Annotated in this window: 8 protein-coding genes and 7 pseudogenes; 7 read left to right on the top strand and 8 right to left on the bottom strand. The window is 59.5% G+C overall.

Annotated features, from left to right (window positions below):
- Window positions 1–110: 110 nt before the first annotated feature.
- Window positions 111–1559: pseudogene (locus tag ASG51_RS21770) on the bottom strand (IS1182 family transposase).
- A gap of 584 nt (window positions 1560–2143) precedes the next feature.
- Between ASG51_RS21770 and ASG51_RS21765 the strand changes: the two are divergent.
- Both ASG51_RS21765 and ASG51_RS21760 read left to right on the top strand, forming a co-directional pair.
- On the top strand, window positions 2144–4387 hold the full coding sequence (locus tag ASG51_RS21765) for an ATP-dependent endonuclease (RefSeq protein ID WP_056382975.1): 2244 nt from the start codon (window positions 2144–2146) through the stop codon (window positions 4385–4387).
- Window positions 4384–6126 (top strand): UvrD-helicase domain-containing protein, encoded by a 1743-nt coding sequence (locus tag ASG51_RS21760; RefSeq protein ID WP_056382974.1) that lies wholly within the window; start codon window positions 4384–4386, stop codon window positions 6124–6126. The genes ASG51_RS21765 and ASG51_RS21760 overlap by 4 nt, the downstream gene beginning before the upstream one ends.
- 441 nt (window positions 6127–6567) lie before the next feature.
- On the opposite strand, the gene ASG51_RS21755 is transcribed toward ASG51_RS21760, so the two are convergent.
- Entirely contained in the window at window positions 6568–7047 is a 480-nt protein-coding gene (locus ASG51_RS21755) for a hypothetical protein (protein WP_156389818.1), read from the bottom strand.
- A gap of 179 nt (window positions 7048–7226) precedes the next feature.
- Window positions 7227–7424: a DUF2958 domain-containing protein gene (locus ASG51_RS23725; RefSeq protein WP_244480225.1), complete on the bottom strand. Its 198-nt coding sequence runs from the start codon at window positions 7422–7424 to the stop codon at window positions 7227–7229.
- Between the two features lie 734 nt (window positions 7425–8158).
- Here ASG51_RS23725 and ASG51_RS23720 point away from each other — a divergent pair.
- Window positions 8159–8260: pseudogene (locus ASG51_RS23720) on the top strand (IS5/IS1182 family transposase); the annotation flags it as partial.
- Window positions 8261–8564: 304 nt separating this feature from the next.
- Window positions 8565–10052 carry a DUF6602 domain-containing protein gene (locus tag ASG51_RS21750; RefSeq protein WP_156389817.1) on the top strand — a complete coding sequence of 496 codons (1488 nt, stop codon included), beginning with the start codon at window positions 8565–8567 and terminating at the stop codon, window positions 10050–10052.
- A gap of 61 nt (window positions 10053–10113) precedes the next feature.
- Here the strand turns inward: ASG51_RS21750 and ASG51_RS23715 are convergent.
- A pseudogene (locus ASG51_RS23715) lies at window positions 10114–10368 on the bottom strand (IS630 family transposase); the annotation flags it as partial.
- An 87-nt stretch (window positions 10369–10455) separates the two neighbouring features.
- Here ASG51_RS23715 and ASG51_RS23710 point away from each other — a divergent pair.
- Window positions 10456–11055: pseudogene (locus ASG51_RS23710) on the top strand (leucine zipper domain-containing protein); the annotation flags it as partial.
- Here the strand turns inward: ASG51_RS23710 and ASG51_RS21740 are convergent.
- Window positions 11053–11456, bottom strand: a pseudogene (locus ASG51_RS21740) (transposase); the annotation flags it as partial. The pseudogenes ASG51_RS23710 and ASG51_RS21740 sit on opposite strands and share 3 nt — an antisense overlap.
- A gap of 21 nt (window positions 11457–11477) precedes the next feature.
- Here ASG51_RS21740 and ASG51_RS23705 point away from each other — a divergent pair.
- A complete protein-coding gene (locus tag ASG51_RS23705; protein WP_082514187.1) occupies window positions 11478–12110 on the top strand; it encodes an HNH endonuclease family protein in 633 nt (210 codons plus the stop codon).
- A 300-nt stretch (window positions 12111–12410) separates the two neighbouring features.
- Window positions 12411–13489, top strand: a pseudogene (locus tag ASG51_RS21735) (IS5 family transposase).
- Between the two features lie 623 nt (window positions 13490–14112).
- On the opposite strand, the gene ASG51_RS24430 reads toward ASG51_RS21735, so the two are convergent.
- The 3 genes and pseudogenes from ASG51_RS24430 to ASG51_RS21730 all read right to left on the bottom strand — a co-directional run bounded on the left by ASG51_RS24430 (window position 14113) and on the right by ASG51_RS21730 (window position 16881).
- Entirely contained in the window at window positions 14113–15189 is a 1077-nt protein-coding gene (locus ASG51_RS24430; protein ID WP_156389816.1) for a hypothetical protein, read from the bottom strand.
- A 9-nt stretch (window positions 15190–15198) separates the two neighbouring features.
- On the bottom strand, window positions 15199–15648 hold the full coding sequence (locus tag ASG51_RS24425) for a hypothetical protein (RefSeq protein WP_156389815.1): 450 nt from the start codon (window positions 15646–15648) through the stop codon (window positions 15199–15201).
- Between the two features lie 420 nt (window positions 15649–16068).
- Window positions 16069–16881 (bottom strand): annotated as a pseudogene (locus tag ASG51_RS21730) (IS5 family transposase).
- Window positions 16882–16990 lie beyond the last annotated feature (109 nt).

Below are 16990 nucleotides of genomic sequence, written 5' to 3'. Positions count from 1 at the left end.
GACCTAGCCTCTGCCGAACAGCAAGAAATGACCGAGGCCGTGTGAGAACGCTAGATCCCTCAGGTTCAAGGCGAGTGTCCTGAGAGTGTCGCAGAGCGAAGCGGTGGCCTTCAGGCCCGGATTGCCGCCATCAGCGGAGCGACCCCGAAGATCTGGATCATCCGCTTCATGTTGTAGGCCAGAACCTGCAGGCTCATCTCGGTTCTGACCTTGGCCAAGGTCTGGGTCAGGAAGTGGGTCGCTCCCATCCAGGCCTTTAGCGTGCCGAACGGGCGCTCGACGGTCTAGCGACGGATCTTCATCGCGTCGGGCATCCGGTCGAGCCGTGCCTGCATCGCGTCGAGGACGCCCTCGTGCACCCAGCGTTTGACACGCCGCGTCTCCGCCGGCGTGCAGCGGGGCTTGAGCGCGCAATCGCGACAGGCCGTCAGGTTGCGGTAGCGGTCCATCTCCTCGCCCTCGGCCTGGCGATCGGACCGGGCGAGCCCCTTGATCAGGTGCTGGCCGGCGGGACAGGTGTAGTGATCCTGTTCGGCGTCGTAGACGAAGTCCTGTCCCGTGAAGAGGCCGCGCTTGGCATGGCCCGAGGTCAGGGTCTTTGGCACGCAGGGCAGCACCCCGGTGCCTTCGCAGGCCAGCACCTGTTCCCCGTTGAGGTAGCCCCGGTCGGCCAGCACCGTGAGCATGGCGCATCCCGTCGCCGCCTGCGCCAGAAGACCCATCGGCACGAGCTGCGCCCGGTCGCTCCCGACATTGGTCACGGCGTGGGCCACGATCAGGTGGTGCTCGGCATCGACCGCGGCCTGGACGTTGTAGCCGACCATGCCGGTGCCCTTGCCGCTGGTCGCCATGGAGCGCGCATCGGGATCAGTCAGCGACACCTGACCGTCAGGTGCGGCCTCGACCTGCCGGCCTCTCGCCTGGAGAACCTGCATCTGCTCGCGCAAGCCAGCGATCTTTTGCTTGAGCCGCGTCGTGTGCGCCTCGGCGATGTCGCTTGGCTCGCGGCCGGCCCGGTCCAGCGCCGCGAGGTAACGACCGATGCTCGCCTCGACCTGGGCAAGTCGAGCTTCGACCTTGGCGGCGGCGAAGTTTCTGTCCCGGTTGTTGACCGCCTTAAACTTGCTGCCGTCGACCGCGACGACCGCCTTGCTGAATAGGTTCAGTCTGCGGCACAGCACTACGAACTGCGCGCAGGCGGCCTGGATGGCCGAACCGTTGTCTTTGCGGAAGTCGGCCAGAGTCGTGAAATCGGGCATCAGCCGACCCGTCAGCCAGATCAGCTCGATGTTGCGCTGGCTCTCGCGTTCGAGGCGCCGGCTCGACGGGACGCGGTTGAGGTAGCCGTAGAGATAGATCTTGAGCAGGATCGCCGGATGGTAGGCGGGACGGCCCGTTGCCTCCGGCACGGCGCCCGCGAAGCCGAGCGTTGTCAGATCGAGCTCATCGACGAACACTTGGACGAGGCGAACCGGATTGTCGGCGGTGATATAGTCGTCCAGGCAATCGGGAAGCAGCGTGATCTGCTGACGGTCCTCACCTGCGATGAAGCGCTTCATCCCGACCTCCAAGATCGGAATTTACCCTATCAGATCAGCACGTTTTCACACAGCCTAGACCTGTTGGCGACGTTCGGGCGGTCCGCTTCGCAGCAGGCCGGTCGTCTGCATCCAGCACTGCGTTACATGGCTCCAAGCTCACTCAGAATGGCGCAGAAGAAATCGCGGCGATTGGTGGCTTTAGCAGCCGCATCGATGGTGGGATCAGCGGCGTCAGCGGGTTCTGCTCGACCCATTCGCGCGCCGTGACGCCGCTCGATTGAGCTGCGCTGTGCCGGTGTCCGATTCTCGTGTCATGCTGCCGGCGTGGCTGAAAGGAGCCGGTGATGTCAGTCGTTGAACTCGCGCGTACGGATCTCGCGCTGGCCGTTATGAGCGTGTTCGGACCCTGCGACTCTATTGGGAGCAGGGTCCGCCTAGGCCCCCCTGCCAAGCGGCGAACGTGAATGTGCAAGCGGAGCAGAGCGTTTGCAGGGAAGGCTTTCCCCAACAACCTGCTCGACGAGTGTCATTTGAATACTATCCCTGGCTGCACTGATGGTGTATCTTCTTGTGGGGGAATAAAAATAGGGAGGCATGGGAGCGTGAAGATAAGTCAACTGAAAGTCAAAAATTTCCGCCTACTGCATGACGTTTCACTTCAGCTTGAAAAAAAGACGACCGTTGTTGTGGGTCGGAACAACTGCGGCAAAACGTCCTTGTCTGATGTCATCAAGAAATTCCTCTCAGAAAAGAGCAGCTTCGAGATCGAGGACTTCTCCAGCGCGTCCTACGAAAACTTCTGTGCCGCGCACCGGGCCTACCTCCAGAACGCGGACCCGCAAGAAGTCCGCGCTTTGGTCCCGACCATCGAGCTCCGCATTCACGTCAAATATGATCCGGCCGTTCCAGAATTCGGACCGTTGCAGGAGTTCGTAATCGACACTGACGACACATGTACCGAGGCGGTCATCGTTTGTCGGCGTGCTCTAGCTGACGGCCGCATTGATCCACTCTTCGACGGTCACGGCAAGGTCGTCCTTGAAGGCGATCCTGCGCAGCACACCGAAGCGGACAAGCTCGCGCTCTTCCGAAGCCTGGCCGAACGCATTCCCAGCCATTTCACCACACGTATGTGGGCTGAAGATATCAATGACCCGACGAACACGCATGAGGTGACGCCGGCGGCCGTCACAAAGCTTTTGTCGCTTGGCTTCGTGAATGCGCAGCGCGCGCTTGATGGGACCGGCGGCCGTGACACCGACGTTTTGGCGAAAGTACTTGAGGGTCTCTTCCAAAGTGCTTCGGTTTCAACGGCCGACGGCTCGCAAAAGGATATCGCCGAAGGGCTCAAGAAGGCTGTTGAGGAAATTCAGACGGGGATCGATAGGGACTTCAAAGGCCAACTGGCCAAGCTCATGCCGGCCATCGAATATTTTGGCTATCCGGGTCTTGATAACGGCCCGCTCTATCCAGAGACGAAGCTCGAAATTGGCAAGCTCCTGACCAATTTCACCAAGGTCCAGTATGCGGGTCACAACGGCGTGCAGCTTCCGGAGTCTTACAACGGGCTCGGCTACCGGAACCTCCTCTACATTCTTCTCAAAATTGTTGGGTTCTTCCGCGAATTCCGCGCGCACGCTCATGCACCCGGCCTCCAGCTCATCGTGATCGAAGAACCTGAAGCGCACCTGCATCCTCAGATGCAGGAAGTCTTCATTCGGCAGCTTCAATTGATTGTCAAAAGGCTCTGCGCACTGGAGGGTGAGAACGTCACCTGGCCGGTGCAGTTTATCGTCTCGACCCACTCTCCGCATGTCGCGAACGAAGCGCGGTTCGATACGATCCGCTATTTTGCGATCACGTCGAAGGATCAACCTGTCGGCGTCCGTTACACGCAGGTGAAAGATTTAAGTAGCGACCTCGCGGGCCTCAAAGGGCCAGTCGCACACTTCCTGCACCAGTATCTCACGCTAACGCGATGCGACCTGTTCTTCGCGGACAAAGCGATTCTGATCGAGGGCACAACGGAGCGTTTGATGCTGCCGCAGGTGATGCGGGCATTGGAGCAGGCCGATCCATCCCTGAAGCTCGGCAGTCAGTACACGACGATCATGGAAGTCGGCGGTGCATACGCCCAACTCTTCATACCCTTGCTTGAATTCCTTGGACTGCGAAGCCTGGTCGTGACCGACCTCGATGCGGTAAGGAAGAACGAGAAGAGCAAGCTCGAAGCGTGCCTCGTCCATGAGGGAGAGAGCACGAGTAACTCTTGCATCAAGAACTGGTTCGCTGAGGTCGAAGCCGATCCGCCGCCCCCTACGGAAGCTGAAGAAGTCGAGGAGCCGCAGGCAGAGCCGGCAGTCAAATCCGCAGCCGAAGCGATCGCCGATCTCGCTGATGACGATGAGGAGGAGGTGAAGGAGGGTACGACCCTATTCGACCTTGCAGTCGCAATGACGGCTGACGCCGCGAAGAAGACCCGCGGCTCGGTGCGCATTGCCTATCAGGTCCCAGAGGCGGACGGGGGGCCGTGTGGCCGCACGTTCGAAGACGCTTTCATCCTCGCGAACCAAGGTTTGTTTGGCATCACCGGCGCCACGAACGACGCGCTCGCGAAAGCTGCCGCCGATAAGGCGGCCAAGCAGAAGAAGTCCAAATTTGCTCTGACCTACGCCATCGACAAAACGAACTGGACGACGCCCCGGTACATCAAAGATGGCGTCGTTTGGCTTGCCGACAGCAACGCGGCTGTTGTCGATCCCGGCGTGGCGCTGGCGGCTGAAGCACAGGCCGCAAACATGATCGAAAATCTTGGAGAAAAGATGACCACGGGAGCCGCCGAATGAGTGAGGCGACCGAACTTAATCCTGCTGAAGCGGCGGCGGTTCTTTCGTGGGAAGAGCTTCGCGGCTATCTCGATGACGGGTCGAGCTTCGTCTTCGAAGCGGGGGCCGGGGCTGGGAAGACCTTTTCGCTGGTCGAAGCGCTGCGACACATCCTGAAAGATCGCTCCCGCGAACTCCAACGGTCCCATCAGCAAGTTGCATGCATCACCTACACCAACGTAGCGCGCGATATGATCGTCGCTCAGACAGACGGCCACCCGGCGATCTACTGCGATACCACCCACGCCTTCGCGTGGATGCTTATCAGCGGCTTCCAGAAACGGCTCGTTGAGCTCGTCCGCACGCTTTCCGGTTGGGTCGACCGCGTTGAGGAGCTGAAGGCGGCGAACATCACAGGTGTCGGTTATGCTCTCGGGCGGCGCACGATCGAGGAGAGCACCGCCAATCTGCACCACGACGATATCTTCCCAGTGCTCATCGAGCTGATGAAATCGAAGAAGTTTCGAAATACAGTGACGTCACGGTTCCCGATTGTGCTGGTCGACGAGTACCAAGATAGCAACAAGGCTCTCGTCGAGTGCCTAGCATCTCACTTCCTCGGCCAGCCGAAGTCACCGCAGTTTGGATTCTTCGGCGACCATTGGCAGCGCATCTACGATGACACCTGCGGAGCCATCGAGCATGAAGCGCTCAAGCGCATCGGGAAGAAGGCCAACTTCCGCAGCGCGAAGCCCATCGTCGATTCATTGAACCTGATGCGGCCAGAGCTTGCCCAAGCGGTGAAGGACCCTTCTGCGCCTGGCTCGGTGCATGTCTTCCACACGAACGGCTGGATCGGGTCACGGGAAACGAAAAACCACTGGCAAGGTGACTTGCCTGGGCCGAAGGCCGCAAGCGCGCTGACGAAGGTGCGCGCGACGCTGGCTGCTGAGCATGGCTGGGACTTCGCCGGCGACACCAAGATCCTGATGCTCACCCATCGGGCACTCGCGACCGAGATGGGCTACAGCTCAATGCGGAACGTCTTCAGCTACGCCGACTCATATACGAGGAAGGCGAACGAGGTGATCGCGTACTTTCACGAACATCTCGAACCGGCGGCGCGCGCCTTCCTCGACGGGAAGTACGGCGCGATGTTCGAGGCCATTGATGCCCGGCGGCCGATCATGTCTGGACCGGCGGACAAGGCAAAATGGGCGGGCGCAATGAAGCGCCTTTGCGAGCTGCGTGATACCGGCAAGGTCGGCGAAGTCATTGCTCACCTTCAGGCAACGGGGCTGCCAATCTTGTCGGACACGGTCGAGCGTCAGGAGAAGGATCTTGCCGATGCCATCGCCGCCGGGGGGGAGTTGTCGAGCCGCCAGAAGGAACTGAGCAAGCTGCACAATGTCGACTACGCGGACGTCATTGCCCTTTGTACTTACCTCGATGGCCACTCGCCGTTTCAAACTAAGCACGGCGTGAAGGGCGATCAGTTCGAGAACGTGCTTGTCGTATTTGGTCGCGGTTGGAACGAGTATGACTTCAACGCTTACCTCGGAATGGCGAAGAATCCCGCTAAGATAGCGGCCAAGGCCGCCGCCTATGAGCGCTATCGCAACCTGTTCTATGTCGCGGTTTCTCGCCCGAAGCGTCGTCTGGCGCTCTTGTTCACGCAGAAGCTGGACCCTTCGGCGATGGCGACGCTCAAAGACTGGTTTGGACAGCACCCAATTCTCGATATTGGTTCCACGCTATAGCGCGCTGGCAGCGAGGGCGCAGCACACGGGAGACAGTCCCCGAAGGTCCACTCTGCGGCCCGACCGCAACGTCCGCTTCTGGCGCACAGCCGCCAACGGTTGCGATTTGGGAAAACGTCCGGTTTTCTAACGCAGGTACCCAATAGCGGACAAGCTGTGATCCACCCCATCCGGACCTCCGGCGGGAGCAGGTCGAATGTCCGCAAGGGGTCATCTGCTGCTGATTGACCCCAGTCCTATGTTCGCTTTCGGGCGGCGCTCGCAGTAACATTTACGACGAAGGTGGGTCGTAAGCGGACGGCCCAAACTTGAGCAGACACCGGCACGATGCTGCCGCTCTGCCTAAGGCATCATGCGGTCTGTAGTTCGAGGCATCGCGAAGGGGGTCCGCAGAGGAGTTTTTCCAAATCGCAGCAATGATACCTGTTCGCTCTGAGGCGTTTACGAAGGGGTCCAGACATCGTGCTGTTGCTCCTGCACGGCTGGTTTAACCAGTTGGTCTTGGAAAAGGCGGCCGAAGGTATTTGCGGAAACACCAGCCAGGGATGCCCGGAGATACTCGATCTCCCGGTTTCGCAGCTCCACCTTCCCCGGATCGTCTGGATGATCTCCGAGGCAGACCTGCAGGTCATAATTCACCCACCGATCTTGGAGCGCTACGGCCGCGATGGTGTGCGTCCAGCGCGCACTGTCCATGGCCGTCGGCATGGCCTCATCGAGTACAGTCGCTACGTATCCCGCCGTGGCGGCCGCGAGACGCATAACAGCGCAGCGATCAGCAGCCGAGAACGAGGGTGTCTGTTGGTCCAGGATAACAGCCACTGCTTCCGGCTTGGTTGCAACCTCGTCGATCATGGCTTGATGTAGATTGCGAGAAGCAACGATTAAATCTTCGAGCGTATGAAGGGTATGGATCAGCATGATGGAAGCCCGTTTTGATCTGATCCAGCGCTGATAGCCAAGTAATATAGCTCGCCGGGCCTGGGTTACGCATTTGGGCGCGGCTGCTGCAGACAACATCCATATAATTGACGTTCTATTTTCACGAATAATAGACCGAGATCGGCAACTACGGCTCAGCCCCGTACTTGCGCTTCAGTTTACGAAGGCAGCCCACTGTCCGCGTCGCGGCGGCTTGGGCTGACCGCGGGCGGTCGATCATGGTCTATAATGAAGGGGCGATCACGCTTTGCTGATAGGCCCAGACCGCCACGCAGCGCGGCTAACTCGTGAAGGCCGACAAAGCCTAGCTCGGGGGAACCGAGACATAGATCGAAAAGCGGAGGGCTGGGGTCCAACCTAGCCGGGCGGATCTCTCCTACCCGTCAGATCGCACCGGCATCGGGGATTAATAACGCAACGACCGCGGTGCCGCGGAGACGATGTGACGAGTGGCTAGGCTGGTATATGCCGCTGCAACTCGTCACATCGTCTCCGCTCCGCTGGGGCTGTGTGCAGCGGCTGGGTCAATGGGACCACAACTCAGACGGGAAACGAAGGACAACCGAGGACGACCTCTACGAGGACGACTACGGGAACTGTGACCGGACCGCCATTCAGGCGGCTACGCTCTAAGGCAGAGCAGATGTCTCAGTGAGGAGATCAGCACCAGGATGTTCGCTGGCAGCTTTCGGTCGGACGAGCAAAACGGGCGGCCTGTACCGAAGCCGGCCAGCTCGGACTGAAGGCAGCAGCCAGCAGNCAACTTCTTAGCGACTGGGAGCAGCTTTCCTATCGGTGCCAAGGGCTGCCCGTTTTTGATCCCACTACGTGGACCCCGTGGAGCGGGCGTGGGCGTCAATGGTGCTTCAAAGCCGCAAAATTGGCGTCCCACGGCCATTGGACTGCCGACCCTGGCAACTTCTGCCCCGGGGTCCGCAATGGACCCGCGGCGCTCCTGCGCGTTCAAAAACAATTTCGGTTCTCGGTGAGTCGATAGAGCGAAATTCGTGTTAGGGCGACGGACTGATTCGGTGATTGCTTCGAAGAGGAACGACAGTTAGGCGGCAATACGATCGAGGCCACCATCAACCGCCTCAAGGACTTCCGCCGCATCGCCACCCGCTACAACAAGCTGGCGCGCAACTACGCCTCGGCCCTCGCGCTCGCTGCTGTCCTCGCCTTCTGGTGCTGATCGAGTCTCGAATCCAGCCAGCATGCGTTGGAATGTCTAGCGGCTAATCCCCAGCCGCGCGATAATGTGTTTCTTGTCGTAAAGCTGTTCATCCATGCTTTGTATCCCCTGATCATTGCCATTTCTGACAGTTCTCCTAGGTTTATTAATGAAATTCGGATATTATCTGAAATGAACATCACTAAAAAACTTAATAAGACTCAAATACCCGCCCGCAGGCAGCGGCTTCGCTGGCTTACTCGGTCATGGCATAAGGCCCGCGGGCAAAGCGATCCGGTTGGGATCAAAGGCGAAGGGGGACCGGATGGCCGAAGGTGCAGCGCCACCCCCAAACATGCCCGCCCAGCCTCCGCTTCTGCATGGCGATTGCGTCTTTGACCCGGACCACCCGTGGGACCGCGTCCGGGGAGGCATCGTCACCGAGCGGGAGGGCGTGCTGCGGATGTGGGTGCCCAGGGTCACGGCGGAAGAGTTCAGAGCCGGCGACCCCTACGAGGTGCGCCTTGTGGAGTATCCGGGCCGCCTCGAACTGAACGTGCTGCTAGGGAACGTCGAAAGGCGTCCGCTCGCCATCGATCCCGCGCCGTACTACGCCATCAGATCGGCAGCCCTTAACATCCTGCGTGACACCGAGGGCCGCCGCCTTCCGCTGAACCAGCTGCTTCAAAGGCTTGGGGAAAGGCCCGACCTAGCGCAAGACCTCATCGAGCGCACGTTGCGCATGATGATCGCGAATGGCGACACGGACGCGGCCAACAGCAGAGCGCAGGGGATCTTATATAGCCTGTCCGACAGAATGGCCGGGATGTTTGCCAGGATCGACTATCTGGCGACGTTCGCGGACGAGCTTCTAATCAAAAGCCGGCGCGTCGATCTGCTCATCCAGCATACCGGCACGGTGGGAAGCTACCGGGAAGAGATGCTGCGGGCGCTGTTGCGCCAGATCGTTCCCCGCAAATATGAGGTCAGCACGGGGTTCATCGAACATTGCCCGAGACAACTGGATATCCTCATCTGGGATGCCTCCGGCTATGTGCCGCTATTCAGGGAGGGGGATGTTGTTGTCGTTCCTCGATCCGCCGTCCGTGCCGTGATTGAGGTAAAGACCACTCTCAACACGACCGCCCTTGACGAGGCAATGCACATCCTGTGGGACGCCTTCAGGGTCAATCTAACCGCTGCGCCGGTGTTCAAAGGCATCTTCGGGTATGAGCCGGGCTATGCGAGCGATGCCAACTTGGCAGATCGCATGAAGGCCTTCTATCGCAGTGTTGAGCCAGACGGCATTATCAAGCACGAACACTGGTATCTGTTCGCGGGTATCAACATGGTCTGCGTGCCGCGAAGCCTGTTTGTGAGGGAAAACTACGTCGTTCCCGATGATCCGGTGGTTTTCCCGCAACCCCATCTCTCAACAATCACAAGCGATTGGCCGGGGGACAGCAAAACGGCCCTGTTCCTTGGCGGGCTTCTCTCGCACCTCGACATGGACGCCGTTCCCAAGTCGGATGCGATCCGCCTGTTCGATCCCCTGCTCTCCACCATGGCGGCAACGGACCTGGGCGCGATCTATGAGGAGCCTTGGACGCCGCGCCTTTCGCTGAGCGGGATGGAGGCCATGCGTTATCCTGATGGTGCGCGCACCTACCTGCAACGCGTTCAGGCCTTCCGACAGGGTGAGATCGTTGCGGCCGACATTCCCGCGGGGCTGGCCAGAGAGGAAGGCAACCCCGAGGCGCCAGATCAGCCAGCCGAAGGGGCCGAAGCGCCCCCACCAGAGGGCGAGGCCTAGCTAGGGTCAGAAGTGGTACAATCTCTTTATGGCCAAGGCCCGCCATAGCTAGTGCACTGATTCAGACGGATGGTTCAGGAGATCGGCTGACGGCTGCGAGGATGTCGGTGGCGGGCTTAGTCCAGACGAAGGGTTTGGCGCTCCGATTGTGCTCGGCGATGTAGCGTTTGATCGCCGCCTGCAGATCGACGACGCCGGTGAAGGAGCCACGTCGCAGCCGACGGCGGGTAAGCGCCGAGAAGAAGCCCTCGACGGCGTTGAGCCAGGAGGCCGAGGTCGGGGTGAAGTGGAAGGTCCAGCGCGGGTGGCGAGCGAGCTAGGTGTGAGCTTTCAGGAGGTTGTCCATCCGGTCTGAACCGGGGCGGTTGGAGTTGCGAGGCTTCAACGATCTCGGAGCGACCGGATGAACATCCATCAGAATGCGCGTTTGACGCCGTCGGGTCGAGGGCGACTGGTGCGGCTGGCCCGGAGCGGGCTCAGCTCCAAAGCGGTGGCCGAGACGATGGGGGTGTGTCCCAAGACGGTGGGCAAGTGGGTGGCCCGCTTCGACGCCGAAGGCGTCGCCGGACTGCAGGACCGCTCCTCGCGGCCTCACCGCCTGCACCGTCCGACCCCGGCCCGGACGCAAGACGCCATCCTGGCCTTGCATCGGCAGCGTCTGACCGGCCAGCAGATCGCCCGTGACCTCGCCGTCTCGCCCGCCACCATCAGCCGGGTGTTGCGCCGGCACGGCCTGAACCGCATCCGTAATCTCGAACCGCCCCCGCCCGTGCAGCGCTACGAACGCGAGCGGCCCGGCGAGTTGATCCACATCGACATCAAGAAGCTCGGCCGCTTCGAGCGCACCGGCCATCGCATCACCGGCGAGCGCACCGGCCAAAGCAAGAGCCGCGGGATCGGCTGGGAGTATCTGCACCTGGCCGTCGACGACCATTCCCGGCTGGCCTACTCCGAGATCCATCCGGACGAGAAGCGCGGCTCCTGCCTCGCCTTCCTCTTCAATCTCCAGCTTCTCGGTGGCCGGGTACCTCATGCCTCGTCGCCCCCAGCCCCGCTCATGCTTTTTTTAAGCAGACGGTTCTCCAGGACGAGATCGGCTACGACCTCCTTCAGCGCCCCCGTCTCGCGACGGAGGTCCCGCACCTCATCCGTGGTGGCCGCGCGAGCCGTGTCGCCGGACAGGCGCTTCTTACCAGCCTCCAGGAACTCCTTGGACCAGCCGTAGTACATCGAGGCGGCAATCCCCTCACGTCGGCAAAGCTCGGCGATGCTGTCCTCGCCACGCAAGCCTTCCAGCACCACGCGGATTTTCTCCTCGGACGAGAACTGCCGACGTGTGGCCCGACGGATGTCCTTGATCACCGCTTCTGCCGGCTTCTTGGTCGGTCCGGATGTCTGCTTCATCTTCGCTCCTCAGGGACTACGATGAACCAGCCATCCTCCGTTCGTGAAGACCCTCAATCTGTCCCACAGGTGCTGACGTCGGACATTGAGAAGATCACGATGCAGAACTGGGTGCGCCGTTTAGGTCGAACAGCGCGCCTGACAGTCTATTACCAGCTAATCGGTGCGATTCATGACAAGCTCTCCGGCGACGAGGTACGCCTACTTTTTAAAAACGCCGCCAGCAACGAAGAATTTATGCAGCTCTTGGGTAGCGAGGTCTATGGAGCGTCCTTTGCGCATGCTGTCCTTCTGCGTCTTGAAGAGTCCGCTCAAGATATTTCTGTGACCAATTCGTTTCATGGCAGCCTCACAATTGAGAATATTCTACCGAAAGCTATGAAGGATGAGTATTGGATAAGACGATTTGGGCCGGACGAGCATCTCCGCTGGCTTAATCGACTAGGTAATCTCGCTATGCTCTCTGGCAGCAAAAACTCTAGAGCGCAGTATTATGACTTCGACCGTAAGAAAGGCATTTACAATTACGCGAACCAGCAAGTGTCGTTCGACCTTACGAAGGAGGTTTGCGCCGAGTCCGAGTGGAACATTTCGGCAATCCAGAAGCGACACCAGCGCCTTCTGGAACTCGCGGGAGCAACGTGGTCCATCTGACAAGGGCCTTACGAGCGTCATCGCCGGGAAGGGAGCAATGCAACTTGGCCTCTTCTACCAACCCGGCGATAGTCATAGCTGCCGGTGCCGGACGGCTTGGACTGAAGGCAGGGTTCAGTCGCTCGGAAGGCGGGCAGGACGAAGCAGGGGCAGCAGCGGGAGCGGACGTCGGAGTTGCGACCGGCCGGACCGCAGGGTGACACCCCAGTCGACTCTAGTTGATCGGACACCTCGAAATCCCCTCTTCCGTGCGGGGCTGTGTCGTGATTCCCTGATGCTGTCGGCGTTGGGGAGGCTCGCATGGTTCAGCCAGGGTTCTTCGATCTGGATGAGCGCTATCAGCGTCTGTCGGAGAACGGCGATCCGTTGGTGAAACTCGCGGCCCTGATCGACTTCGAGGCGTTCCGGTCGAAGCTGGCCACCGCACTGAAGCGGTCCACGGATCGAAGGGTGGACGCCCGCCCTACGACCCGGTCCTCATGTTAAAGATCTTGGTCCTTCAGACGCTCTACACGCTGTCGGACGACGCCACCGAGTTCCAGATCCGCGATCGGCTGTCGTTCATGCGCTTCCTCGGTCTTGGCTTCGAGGATGCGGCACCGGACGCCAAAACGGTGTGGCTGTTCCGGGAGCACCTGACCCGGGCCTGCGCGATCGACGATCTGTTTGCCGCCTTCGATGCCTGGCTGAGGGGCAAGGGCTATCTCGCGATGTCGGGCCAGATCATTGATGCCTCGATCATCGCGGCTCCGCGTCAGCGCAACACCGATGCGGAGAAGGCGACTCTCAGGGAGGGCAAGATCCCTGACGCGTGGGCGGCCAAACCAAACAAGCTCGCGCAGAAGGACCGCGATGCCCGCTGGACCCTGAAGCGGGCCAAGGCGCGGCCCGCAAAGGCGGACGGCACCAAGGCCAAGGTCGAAATCGCCGTTCCGATGTTCGGCTACAAGACTCACGTCTCGATCGACCGCAAGCATGGGTTCGTCCGCCGCTTCACCGTGACCAGTGCGGGCGCCCACGACGGGGCACAGTTGGCCAACGTCCTCGACGCGACCAATACGGCGAGCGACGTCTGGGCCGACACCGCCTACCGCTCCAAGGCCAACGAAGCCTATCTCGCCAAGCAGGGCCGGCGCTCGAAGATCCACTTCCGACGGCAGCCTAGCCTCGATCTGACGCCGTTGCAGCGCCAGGCCAACCGCGCCCGCTCCAAGGTCCGCTCGGCCATCGAGACGGTGTTCGCCGGCCAGAAGCACCGCTTCGGTCTGTTCGTGCGCACCATCGGTTTGGCGCGAGCCCGGACCAAGATCGGGCTCGCCAACCTCGTCTACAACCTCAAGTGCTTCCTCTGGATCGAAGCCCGGCCGGTGGCCGCCTGAGGCAGCTTCGGGATGACCCCCGAGCCCGTTCATGGCCACCACCAGACTGCCAGAACGTCAGTCCGATCTCGCCAAAGCTGCGAGGGGCGTCAAATCGACGGCCAACCCTCGTAATTACGGGGTTCTTCGAGGTATCCGATCGGACCCCGCTCTAGGAGCTTGTCCAAAGCTGAGTGGTGACCTCGCCCAGTTCGGCAAGACCTCACGGCAGATGATGGAAAACGCGCCGACGCTGCAGTTCATCATGGACTCGGAGCTGCGCTACGATTTAGTCGACACCCCGAACCCTGGCTCTAGTTTACGTTTTCCGCCATCATCCAATAAGCGCTGTAAATGCGCTACAAACAACAGTCTCTAGAATCAAGACGGCACAGCTAAAAGAAAGTGACCCAGGCTATCCAGCCCTTACAAACCCAGAGACAGTACGAATTACGTAAGGCACCCTAAGAGTAGAAAGTCTATTTTCAATTAACTTTCTGTTGCTGCCGGGCTCTAGATCAACCTGTAGCATCTGTTGTCCCGCACTATCCCAAGTCACACCTATCCCACCGACGCCACCAACGTCGTTTAAAATTTGCTTTGCGGCCCTTTTCTTATCTATAACACTCTCACGATACATGACTTCACCTCTCGCTGATCATTCTAAGCTTAAAAGCTCGAAGGATTGAACTAAGGTTACAGGCGTAACTGACACCGAGTCTTTTCCCATCAACCTCACGTATTCCGCCTGCGAAAACCAAGCCGATAGCACACATAGTCACAGGATCATACACGAGACTACCAGAATCTCCAGGTCCGGAAAACACCTCCTCCAGCGAAGTCCAGGTTATTTCAAACACGTTATCAAATCGTAGGTTCCGCCGCAGGTGGGGACTAAAAACGGGTAAATTATCCACCCCCACAGCGGTCACAGACCCTCTGGTCCAGGCAGTTGTTCGCCCAACTTTGCACACCGTGGCCCTGGGGCCCAATGATTCAGGCTCAACGACACCAGAAATCGGCTTCCCGCAGTCCGCACAACCTCGTACGTCTTTTGGGATTAAATTTGCAATCTTTCTGTCTAGATCAGCGTCAAGGACTGCAACTGCCGCGTCGAGCTCTTGCGCGCCATTTGGGCTGAGGATTGTAAAATCAACAAGTGTCCCTACCCGATGGCTATTAGCCAAAGGCTTAGCGTCAGGTCTACCAGGCTGAAAAATGGGGTCGCCTTGCTTAGCTCTACCACTCAAGGCGAGAACATGAGAATTAGAAATGACCCCATGGCGGCCTCTATATTCACCGTCCTCAAATTCAACGAACAAACCGGCCGAACCCGCCAATGCATCCCGGTGAGCAACGGAAAGACCTATACTGAGAGGACGTACGAACTTGGCAAAATCACTTGCTGTTCCCTCGCCCGAATCCTGAGCGCGTACTTGGGAAGGAATTTGGACGCGCTCAACTGTCGAAACCGATATAGAGTCCCCATATCGATGACGCAGCTTATCAGCAAACTTGGCCGCCTTTCCTCCTTCGCGCCGAAGTCGAACTTCAATGCCATAGCGATCATCGTCGACACGCGCGTAACCTACCCCTAAATGCTCTTTTGACTTAGGAGTAACCGCAAGTGTTGTTAGCCGATCCTTTGGATCAAGATTCCTAACTTCAAAATATTCATCAACAAGCTCTCGCGTCTTCTGACGTGCTTCATCTAGCTTCATAGAACAATCCTATTGTTCGCCATGATAAAAGTAGGGGACTAAGAAAGAAAAAATTACGATGAGAGAAGATGCTACCCTGCCATCCAACTCGATCCCTAAGGGTTTATGGCCCATCGCGAAAAGCCAAAGAATATAAGCTACCGCAGCAACGCTCGTTCCTACCCATTGCACACTAGAGATAGCTCCAGCGTCATTGCGGGTGCCCCATACACGACTTATAATGACAAGCACCAGACCGAGAACAGGCAAGTATTGAACGAAGATCGCAGCCTGTCCGATGGTTGGCACCCCGCCACCAGGGTCCGTAAACAGCCCTCTCACGGTCAAGTAAGCCCCTAATGCCTCGCCAGGTATAAGAGTTATGAGCCGACTCATATAACCTTTCAGCTTATCGTCTGGCGACAATCCATGAGTCTGCACTCCGGCAGGCTTTTCAATTCGAAATGGTCCAGCTTGCATCTGCGGCTCCGAGCGGCTCATAATCATACGTTCTAAATTGGAGTCAAAGCCGGGGTACGCTTAAACCCAGGGACAAGATATCGCCCAACAAATTCGAACTCGGCAAGCACCAATGCTTTCTACGCGGTTTTCCTGCATGAGTTTCACTGAAATTTTCGCAGAAAGCTGTGTATGCGCAACACACTCGCGATCAGTGTCGTGTAAGAGCCGTTTCTGATTGGGGTTCGTTAGGCAAGCGTCTCCCCATTGATGTGTTCTGGTCTCGGTGTGTCGCTCCCGCGGGTCACGCGCTTCTATTCGCGGTCGGCCCGAGGACACCGCATAATGGGGTCAGGAGAGCGAGGCGTCTCAATCTGTTTCACGACTTGGCCTGCTTACGCAGGCCGGTTCGGGACTCTCACTTAGAGTCCGTCCGATTAGTTATGATGCTCGCCCCAGCCTTCGGACGAGGATCATGACGGCAGCGGCGTAGAGGAAGGCCTGGGCCGAGGCGAGGGTCGCCTCCGGGTCCTTCCAGAGGCGTCGGTTGCGGCTGATCTATCCGAAGAAGCGTTCCACCACCCATCGTCGTGGAGGCACGGCGAAGCCGACCTGATCTTTCGGTTTGCGCACGATGTCGATGGTGATAGCGGTGGCGGTCTCGGGTCTGTCGCCGGCATAGCCTGCATCGGCGAACGCTCTGACGATGAACGGGAAGGTCCGCCGCGACAGGCGCAGCACCGGTCCAGCCCCATCGCGATCCTGAATGTCGGCGGCCTGCGGATCGAGCACGAGGGCCCGCCCGTCTGTGTCGACCATGGCCTGACGCTTGCGGCCTTTGACCTTCTTTCCAGCGTCGTAGCCGCGCGGGCCGCCGCTCTCGGTGGTCTTCACGCTCTGGCTGTCGAGCACGGCCGCCGTCGGCGAGGCCTCGCGACCGGTCCGCTCCCGGTCGGCCATGACCAGGGTGTGGTTGATTCGCCCGAACAATCCCTCGTCCCGCCATCGGCTGAAGTAGCCGAACGTCGTGCTGCGCGGAGGGAGATCCTTTGGGATCAGCCGCCACGCGATCCCGCCGCGCAGCACGTAGAAGATGGCGTTCAGGACCTCCTGCATTGTCCAGACGGGCGGGCGACCACGCGAGGCGGGCTCTGGCATCCAGGGCGCGATCACCGCCCATTCCGTATCCGTCAGGTCGGTTTCGTATCGCAGGCGCGCACGGTTATGCTGCCGGCGAGTGGTCGGGGTCCACATGGCACGTCCAGATCAGGCTTCAGCACCCTTCTGGAATCACCGCCATCCCCGCCACTCAACCCCGGCCGGACATTATCGGACGGGCTCTTAGATTGCCTCGCCCATCGTC

Source organism: Methylobacterium sp. Leaf465 (assembly GCF_001424705.1).
Classification (GTDB): Bacteria; Pseudomonadota; Alphaproteobacteria; order Rhizobiales; family Beijerinckiaceae; genus Methylobacterium.
The sequence above is the reverse complement of the archived record's forward strand: the minus strand, read 5'-3'. Positions and strand labels throughout refer to the sequence as shown.

What these genes read in the sequence shown, in the direction of transcription:
- ASG51_RS21760 (WP_056382974.1), top strand. Translation starts at nt 4,384, where the DNA reads ATGAGTGAGGCGACCGAACTTAATCCTGCTGAAGCGGCGGCGGTTCTT.
- ASG51_RS21755 (WP_156389818.1), bottom strand. Translation starts at nt 7,047, where the DNA reads ATGCTGATCCATACCCTTCATACGCTCGAAGATTTAATCGTTGCTTCT.
- ASG51_RS21750 (WP_156389817.1), top strand. Translation starts at nt 8,565, where the DNA reads ATGGCCGAAGGTGCAGCGCCACCCCCAAACATGCCCGCCCAGCCTCCG.
- ASG51_RS23705 (WP_082514187.1), top strand. Translation starts at nt 11,478, where the DNA reads ATGAACCAGCCATCCTCCGTTCGTGAAGACCCTCAATCTGTCCCACAG.
- ASG51_RS24430 (WP_156389816.1), bottom strand. Translation starts at nt 15,189, where the DNA reads ATGAAGCTAGATGAAGCACGTCAGAAGACGCGAGAGCTTGTTGATGAA.
- ASG51_RS24425 (WP_156389815.1), bottom strand. Translation starts at nt 15,648, where the DNA reads ATGCAAGCTGGACCATTTCGAATTGAAAAGCCTGCCGGAGTGCAGACT.